This is a genomic window from Desulfamplus magnetovallimortis (genome assembly GCF_900170035.1).
In the GTDB taxonomy this organism is placed as follows: domain Bacteria; phylum Desulfobacterota; class Desulfobacteria; order Desulfobacterales; family Desulfobacteraceae; genus Desulfamplus; species Desulfamplus magnetovallimortis.
This window is the reverse complement of sequence record NZ_LT828540.1, coordinates 1,054,141-1,062,205: the sequence shown is the minus strand read 5'-3', so window position 1 is coordinate 1,062,205 and position 8,065 is coordinate 1,054,141. Positions and strand designations below refer to the sequence as shown.

Genomic DNA, 8,065 nt, shown 5'->3' with positions numbered 1-8,065 from the left:
AAAAAAATGACATCCTTCATATCATTCCAAAAGTACTTTACTCTTTTTTGATGGAGATCCCAGAGAAACGTCAATCCTGTTCCAGACAGTGTAAACTGGAAAATGAAGGATGCCACTATTTTTACCGTGGAAATGGATACAATTTTCTATATTCGGGGGTGGCTTGGATGGCAGCCATGACCGTTTACGATAAGGTTGAGGTGATTTACCAAAATGATAAAAAAAAACAGCGAGTCTGTACTTTGCATTAAAAGAGTTGATCTTCCCAAGGATTGGGTCGGCAGCAGATCAGCCTTTAAAATGGATGAGCACAATTTTTTTAGCACATGTGAAGCTGTTGGATTCTGTTGGGTTGATCGTAATGAAGCTGAATCAGACAGCTCTCTGAAACAAGTTATTCCCTATATTGTTTTAAAATCAAAGGATATGATTGGAGTCTATAAACGGAAAGGCAGTGAAAAAAGGCTGCATGATCTTTATTCCATAGGAATAGGCGGGCATATCAATCCAGATGATTCAGTTTCATATGACTCGTTCAGACAAATTCTTAATGCAGGGATGATACGTGAACTGGATGAAGAGCTTCTTGAGCGTCCTTCTGATGCAACTCCTGAATTTCAAGGAATTATCAACGAAGAGCTAACAGATGTGGGAAAGGTTCATCTTGGCGCTCTTTTTGTCATTGAGACACTTTTTCCGGAGGCATTTATTCCGGGAGAAGAGCTTGTGGAGTTTCATTGGATGAAAAAAGAAAAAGTACCTTTGCTGAATCTGGAGTTGTGGTCTGTAATGGCTTTGGAAATTTTGTAGTCTTCTTTCAATGTTTGTTTGTCGGGAACAAAACATGCCTAATATTTCCATTGCCTGAAAAAATACCCGACAGTTTAAACCTGAATAAGCAGTAGGTTGTGGGTGCTTGCTTGTCACTGCTTGATTTTAAGGTAAATTTTAAACACAATATAGAGGCATGTTTCATGATCACTTTACACTTTCTGAAGCCAAACTCCGTTGTCCAGGGCCTTCTCCAAAAAAGAGTAAAGTACCTTTGTGAGAATATGAAAGATGCCAATAACGTATATGGCGGATTACCGCCACAATCGAAGAGATGAAAGTCGTTTTAAAAACAGCCACTTACTGAGACTTTCATATAAAAGACAGGAGAAGTGAATGACACAGATATCATTTGAGGGAAAAGTTGCTGTAGTAACCGGCGCAGGCCAGGGAATAGGCAGAATGTATGCGCTGGAGCTTGCAAAAAGAGGGGCAAAAGTTGTTGTTAATGACCTTGGAGTCTCAAGGGAAGGTACAGGGAAAGACACTTCTGCTGCCGACGGAGTTGTGGACGAAATTATTAAGGCCGGAGGAAGTGCAATTGCCTGCTATGATTCTGTGGCTACCATGGAAGGCGGTAAAAATATCATCAAAAAGGCTGTGGATACCTGGGGAAGGTTAGATATTCTTATAAACAATGCAGGAATTTTGAGAGACAGGTCATTTCTTAAAATGACAGAAGAGGAGTGGGATCTTGTAACAGGGGTACATCTTAAGGGAGCTTTCTGTGTCACCCAGCCCGCTTTAAAGGTCATGAAGGAGAACAATTATGGAAGGGTTGTATTTACTGCATCTGCTTCTGGTTTGTACGGAAATTTTGGTCAGACAAATTACGGGGCCGCCAAAATGGGCATGATCGGAATGATGAACAGCCTTAAACAGGAGTTTTCCAAGTACAATATAAAGATCAACACAGTTGCTCCAACAGCATGGTCAAGGATGACCGCAGATGTGCTTCCCCCTGATTTTAAAGATAAATTCAAACCCCAGTTTAATGAACCAATGGTTCTGTATCTATGTGCTGAAGAGAACAGCATCACAGGAGAGATTTTTGTCATGGGTGCCGGATGGTATGGGCGGTCTGCAATTGTTTCAGGAGACGGAATCTGTATAGGAGATGCTGACCGTGCCATATCTGTTGAAGAGATAAGGGATAATATTGAGGCAATATCTTCTCTTGAAAACAGCAGGGAACATGACAGTGCATTATCTGTTTTCAGTTACATGGGGCCACTTCTGAAATAATTTTTTTTGGGATTGCTTTTAAAGTCGGCCACTTTAGGGGGCAAGCCCCTGTGCCTGCCTTTACAAGGGCAACTACAGGGGAAGGCTTCTACAAAAATTGCCAAAAATTGAGTCTTCCCCTAAAATTTCAATGTGATCTGGCAATAAAGATTGCTCTGACAGGTGCAGGATATCCTTCCACTGTTTTTGACGGGTTTTCAGGATCAAGAAAATCCTGAAGTGACTCTGTCTCTATCCACTCTGTTTTTCTCTGTTCATCCATATCTGTTTTAGAAATATCAACGCATCTTATGTCTGTGAAACCAGTACGTTCAAGCCATGACTCCATAGCTTTTATGTTGGGGATAAAAAAGACATTTCTCATCTTTGCATATCTGTTTTCAGGAAACAGGCAAAGGGGCAGAGAGTTATTCCCAAGTGAAAAATCTGAGTTGGCTCCCATCAAATTATTACTCTTTTCAATAATAAGGTTTTCAAGGACAAGTTCCCCGCCTTTTTTCATAATGCTGTGAATCCTTTTCAGCATTTCAACCGGGGATGGTCTGTGGTAAAGCACTCCCATACAGAATACAGTATCAAAATAATTTTTCATGACAGGCAGTTCATCAAAGGTAATCGGCAGACAGAACAAGTTGTCAAGGTTTAGATATTTTTGAAGCGCAAGATATTGGTAGTAAAAAGTGTGCTGTGGTTCAACACCAAGAACCATCCAGGGAGCATGAGCAGACATCCTGAACATGTAGTAGCCATTGCTTGATCCTATATCAAGTATCCGCCTGTTTTTAAGGTTAGATATTTCATTGATTAAACGGTTCCACTTGATGTTTGATTGCCACTCTGTGTCAATATGAATCCCGAACAGCTCAAAAGGTCCCTTTCGCCACGGGGAAAACTGCAAAAGTGTTGATTTTATCTGAGCTAATAACTGGGGGCGCTTCTCCTCCGGGATATCATTGGTTTTCCCGATTTCAATCCTGTCCTTGTTTACCATTATTGACGATGGAATGATGTAATCCGGCAGTTGTTCCATTGCCCTTGTATATTTAAGTGGGTTCCCAACTGGATTATCCATCTCTTTCCGCAATTTATTTATCAATACTTCAAATTCTGGAATAAAAGAGGTGATTCCAAGTTTTTCATGTGATTTAATCAGTTTTTCCATATTATATGCGTATCAGTTGCTATTTTTTTAGTTAATTTTTTGTTAAAAGTTTTAAATAGATATAACTGCGATGCAGTCACTCTAAAAAATGAAAATTTGTATCCATTTCCACGGTAAAGTCTTATCAATGAGTTAAATGCTCAAAATCGACATCTTATTTCGGTAGTGTCATAAAAGTGTTGATATCTTTTTGTGAAAGCCCTGCTGAATCAAGGTTTGTGAAGAGCTCATCAACATATTTGGGACACCACCCTTATTTCTTCTTCAGAAGTTATTGAATTTGTCTGAATATTAACTCTTAGTTTTCAAGTCTGGCGCATTGGCTGTAATAGGCAGCAGTCTCTCCTATATCCGTGATCTCGGGTTCAATCAAGGTATTGATGCATCGGTTGTGCTTCAGCCACCCGCCTCGCCGTATAATCAGTGCCAAAGGATGCAGGTTTTCGAGCATGTTAAGCTGAACAGCCATTCTTCCAAGTGGTGTTGCAATGTAGATTGGACGACTTTTGTCAATGTTGTGAAGGTGGGGGGAGGCAGGGTTGATCCATACATCAGGCATCCCTTTTTGATCTGATTCAGGAATCTGGGAGTGCATGTAATCCCGATTTACAAGGGATAGAAGGTTCATGGGAAATGATCTCTCCCAGTTGTTTTTCATGTTGGCAGAAAATTTTATAGGGTTAATAGTTTCTTTGCCTGTAATGACTTTGCCGGTTTTTTTACTGTTTTCATAATTTTTATCTGTGTTGACATATTTTTCCATTCCTGCTTCATCTTCATGGGAAAAGCTCTCCGGCAGCCGGTATTTTCCATCAGGATGGGCAAATATGAGATCTCTCCAGGCTACATTCGGGTGTAAGGCTTTTACAAAACCATTTTCTCTTATCTCTTTGATTGCCTTGTCAGGTCCGCCTAAGTGAGACAGAAAAGGATTATTGAGAGAGTCCAAGAGAACCGATTCTTTTCTTGGAAAAACAATTTTCAGGCGGGAGGCCAGATCAGACATAATATCAAAATCGCACCGTGCATCACCAGATGGTGAAAACACAGGTGCTGCATAGTTCACATAATTATGAAGGCAGGAACCGGCTATCTCTTCTCTCTCGTAATCTAAGGCACATGGCAGAACAAGATCAGAACAAGATGCAGTATCAGTCATAAAGGCGTCAATCACAACTTTAAAGGGGATTTTAGCCATTGCCTTGATGGTGGTGGTGGCATCAGGTGCCTGATTGACAAAATTACTGCCGTCAGCCAGTAGAAATTCAATGGGGGGATCGGCATCCATGATCTCCTTGCCAATTCTGGGAAGCAAAATGGTACGGGCAGGTGTTCCTGCATCTGATACCCATTTGCTGTTAATATTGCGTCCGGATGAAATATTAAAATAGGTTCCACCTCCGCTTTGACCAACATGGCCGGAAAGAAATGAGAGTGCATTTAAATACCTTACAGTTTGGCCTCCGAAACGGTATCTTTGGATTCCCCAGCCCATGAGAATGGCCACGGCTGATTTATTTCTACTTTCTCTGTTCTCAACATTGTTTTTTTTAGTTTCAGTAAAGAGGCTGACAAGATACTCCAGATCCTCGAATGTGCAGTCACAGGCGTCAAGAAGGTAAGTAAGGGGAAGATGTTCCATAACTCTTTTAAATATATTCAAATTTTTTGCGTTTGCCATTGCACGGGGATCAGCAAGATTGCGTTCCAATATTATCTTGATAACGGCAGCAGCAAGAAAACGGTCTCTGCCCGGTCTGATACAGATCATCCGGTGGCTCATTTTTTTATTACCATCACCACCCGGAGAGATGGTTGTAACCCTGCATCCCTTTTGTCGCGCCTGTTTTATGATATCTGCAAGATGTATGGAAGATCTGGAAAGATCTTTGCCCCAGTTGATTATATGGTCGGCATTCAAAAGATCCATGGGATCATTCATTTCAAGTGCCCCGAAATCCTTCATATAGGCTGTGCATCCGGCATCGTCACATAATGCTCCTCTTGTGGTTGAAGCTCCCAGTGCGTTGAACAGATATTTGCTGCCGTTGGAGAGTGCTCCCCGATAGCCGTAGTGTCGAACATGGAGAATAGAAGCAGGTGTCCAACGAAGGGCTTCAATTTTTTCTGCTGTCATATCAAGGGCAGCATCCCATGAAAGCTGATGAAACACTCCATTCTGTTTGAGCATTGGTGTTGTAACCCTTTCAGAGCTTTTGAGTCTCAGATGGGTGTTGCGTCCTTTTCGGCAGATAACTCCTCGGGTAAAAGGGTGATTGGGGTTACCATTGATGGTTATGGGTATTTTTTCATTTCTTTCATCAATTCGGACAACTGTGGAACAACTGTCCTGGCAGTCCAGGGTACATGCGGAAATTGTTTCCATAAATACAAGCTCTCCTGTTTTTTCTCTTTAAGGCAAAAATCGCTTATTATTTGTCATTTTTAACACTTCACTTTAGAATCGGCAACATGTAGAAAGAATTAAATGGAAGTGGCTAACTCAGATATGCATCTTTCAATTATGGGGGCATATGAAGTGGCTTTAGATAAATGGATTCAAGGGAGGGAAAATATGGGAGAATGGCACAAAACAGGGTGTGTCCTGTGCGCACAGAACTGCGGTCTTGAGATTCTTGTTGAAAATAACCGCATGGTAAAAGTCAAGCCTGATAAATCAAACCCGAGAAGTCAGGGATATGCTTGCCGCAAGGGGTTGAACGTGATTCATCACCAGTATCCCAAAGATCGCATTACCGAACCTTTGAAAAGGGTAGGGGATAGATTCGAGGAAGTATCATGGGAGCAGGCCATTGATGAAATCACATCAAAAATGAAAGATATTGTGGATAAACATGGCCCAAGATCCCTTGCCTATATGGGAGCAAGCTCCCAGGGCGGTCATCTTGAAGGGGCATTTGGACTTTCCATCCTCAGGGCTCTTGGCTCCCAGTATTTTTACAACTCCGGAGGCCAGGAGTTTTCCAGCAGTTGGTGGTTATTCGGGCGGATGCTTGGTAAACAGTACAATATTGCAACTCCGGATGAAGCTCACAGCGAAATGCTTGTGGGATGGGGATGGAATGGTATGGAGAGCCACCAGATGCCCCGGGCACCCATTGTTCTCAGGGAGTTTTCACAAAATCCGGATAAAATACTTGTTATCATTGACCCAAGAAAGAGCGAAACTGCAAGAATCGCAAATATACATCTTCCTATTCGTCCGGGAAGTGATGCTCTTTTGATAAAGGCCATGATCTCCATTATTATCGAAAACAAGTGGGAAAAAAGAGAGTATATTGAAACCCACGTTGATGGCTGGGATACCATAAGACCCTGGTTTGAGAATTTTGACGCAAGGGAAGCCATTGGTCTTTGTGGTCTTGAGTATGATCAGGTCATTGAGTTATGCCAGCTTATGACAACAAAAAAATGGTGCCTGCACCCTGATCTTGGAATATATATGGGAAGAAACAGCGTCATGAACTCATATATGATGAATATTCTGGGAGCAATCTGCGGTATTTTTTGTGTGCCCGGCGGAAATGTCATTCCTGGAATGGTTGTTCCCATGGGATATCATGCAGATGAAAGAAACCCAAAAACCTGGAAAACAGTCATAACTGGTATGCCGCCTGCATCTGCCGGCTCTTTCCCTCCTGCTGTCATGCCGGAAGAGATCTTAAATGATCACCCTGACAGATTGCGTGCCGTATATGTAAGTGCCTGCAATCCCTTACGATCGTACCCTGATACCCAAGCATATGAAAAGGCATTTTCAAAACTTGATCTTCTTGTTGTAAACGATATTGTTATGAGCGAAACTGCTCGCTTTGCCCATTATGTGCTGCCCTGCAGAACATACTATGAATCCTGGGACGCAACGTTTTTTCCTTGGACATTTCCAAAGGTCTTTTTTCAGTTACGCCGCCCCATTGTCTCCCCGCCTGAAAAATGCCTGGAAGCCTCCCAGATTTTTACGCTTATGGCAGAGCGGTTGGGATTGATTCCCGACATTCCGGATGAGGTGGCTGCCTCGGCAAAACAGAACCGTCTTACCTTTGCTGCAAAATTGATGGAATGGGCTGCCAATACCCCTGACTCCTTGCGTGCCATGCCGTTTGTATTGGCCAGAAGCCTTGGAAAAGAGTGGGACAGCGCAGCCCTTGCAGGTCTTTGGGGTGTTTTGATGACAGCACCAAAGACCTTTCGGAAAAATGCAGCCAGAATCGGATTTGAACCAGGAATTGATCAGGGAGACAGAATCTTTCAGGCTCTTCTGGATACTCCTCAAGGCATATGGATTGGTGAAGTTGACCCGAATGAGAATTTCAAGGCAGTTAAAACACCATCAGGGAAAATTGATGTTTATGTGCCGGAACTTGAAGAAGATGCCATAAAACTTAATGCACAAAGCGAAACCCAAGAGCTAAAAATGTCTGATGAATTTCCATTCATTTTAAATGCAGGCCGCCACACAAGATACAACATCAACACTATGATTCGCGGCCAGGAGTGGAATAAGGGTAAAAGGGCATGTACAATTTGTGTAAATCCTGAAGATGCAAACTCGTTAGGAATTAGTGAAGGTGAGATCGTTAAGGTCTTAACAGAAGCCGGCAGTGAAGTAGGAGAGCTTGAGGTCTCTTACGATGTCCGCATAGGAACTGTTTTGATTCCTCATGGGTTCGGGTTGATCTATGACGGCACCATTTATGGTCTCAATGTTAACAAGCTGACTAAAAATGCAAATCGTGATCAATTGGGCACTCCAATGCACAGGTTTGTCCCGTGTCGGCTGGAAGCTGTAAATACTCCATAAATGCC

At 42.4% G+C, this 8,065-nt stretch carries 6 protein-coding genes; 4 read left to right on the top strand and 2 right to left on the bottom strand.

Annotation, left to right across the window (positions count from 1 at the left end):
• The 3 genes from MTBBW1_RS28995 to MTBBW1_RS04195 all read left to right on the top strand — a co-directional run.
• The coding region (locus MTBBW1_RS28995; RefSeq protein ID WP_222423977.1) for a hypothetical protein at positions 1 to 251 on the top strand (251 nt) is incomplete at its 5' end.
• On the top strand, positions 214 to 810 hold the full coding sequence (locus MTBBW1_RS04200; RefSeq protein ID WP_080799529.1) for a hypothetical protein: 597 nt from the start codon (positions 214 to 216) through the stop codon (positions 808 to 810). The genes MTBBW1_RS28995 and MTBBW1_RS04200, both read left to right, overlap by 38 nt.
• Before the next feature lie 357 nt (positions 811 to 1,167).
• On the top strand, positions 1,168 to 2,076 hold the full coding sequence (locus MTBBW1_RS04195) for an SDR family oxidoreductase (protein ID WP_080799526.1): 909 nt from the start codon (positions 1,168 to 1,170) through the stop codon (positions 2,074 to 2,076).
• A gap of 127 nt (positions 2,077 to 2,203) precedes the next feature.
• Here MTBBW1_RS04195 and cmoB read toward each other — a convergent pair whose 3' ends face one another.
• Positions 2,204 to 3,238: a tRNA 5-methoxyuridine(34)/uridine 5-oxyacetic acid(34) synthase CmoB gene (cmoB, locus tag MTBBW1_RS04190; protein ID WP_080799523.1), complete on the bottom strand. Its 1,035-nt coding sequence runs from the start codon at positions 3,236 to 3,238 to the stop codon at positions 2,204 to 2,206.
• A gap of 298 nt (positions 3,239 to 3,536) precedes the next feature.
• Positions 3,537 to 5,624: a molybdopterin-dependent oxidoreductase gene (locus tag MTBBW1_RS04185; RefSeq protein WP_080799520.1), complete on the bottom strand. Its 2,088-nt coding sequence runs from the start codon at positions 5,622 to 5,624 to the stop codon at positions 3,537 to 3,539.
• Between the two features lie 102 nt (positions 5,625 to 5,726).
• Between MTBBW1_RS04185 and MTBBW1_RS04180 the strand changes: the two genes are divergently transcribed.
• On the top strand, positions 5,727 to 8,060 hold the full coding sequence (locus tag MTBBW1_RS04180; protein WP_245809240.1) for a molybdopterin-containing oxidoreductase family protein: 2,334 nt from the start codon (positions 5,727 to 5,729) through the stop codon (positions 8,058 to 8,060).
• The last annotated feature ends 5 nt before the right edge of the window (positions 8,061 to 8,065 follow it).

Bases quoted from the DNA above. Each gene is read 5' to 3' on its own strand.
- MTBBW1_RS04200 (WP_080799529.1), top strand. From the start codon at position 214: ATGATAAAAAAAAACAGCGAGTCTGTACTTTGCATTAAAAGAGTTGAT.
- MTBBW1_RS04195 (WP_080799526.1), top strand. From the start codon at position 1,168: ATGACACAGATATCATTTGAGGGAAAAGTTGCTGTAGTAACCGGCGCA.
- cmoB (WP_080799523.1), bottom strand. From the start codon at position 3,238: ATGGAAAAACTGATTAAATCACATGAAAAACTTGGAATCACCTCTTTT.
- MTBBW1_RS04185 (WP_080799520.1), bottom strand. From the start codon at position 5,624: ATGGAAACAATTTCCGCATGTACCCTGGACTGCCAGGACAGTTGTTCC.
- MTBBW1_RS04180 (WP_245809240.1), top strand. From the start codon at position 5,727: ATGGAAGTGGCTAACTCAGATATGCATCTTTCAATTATGGGGGCATAT.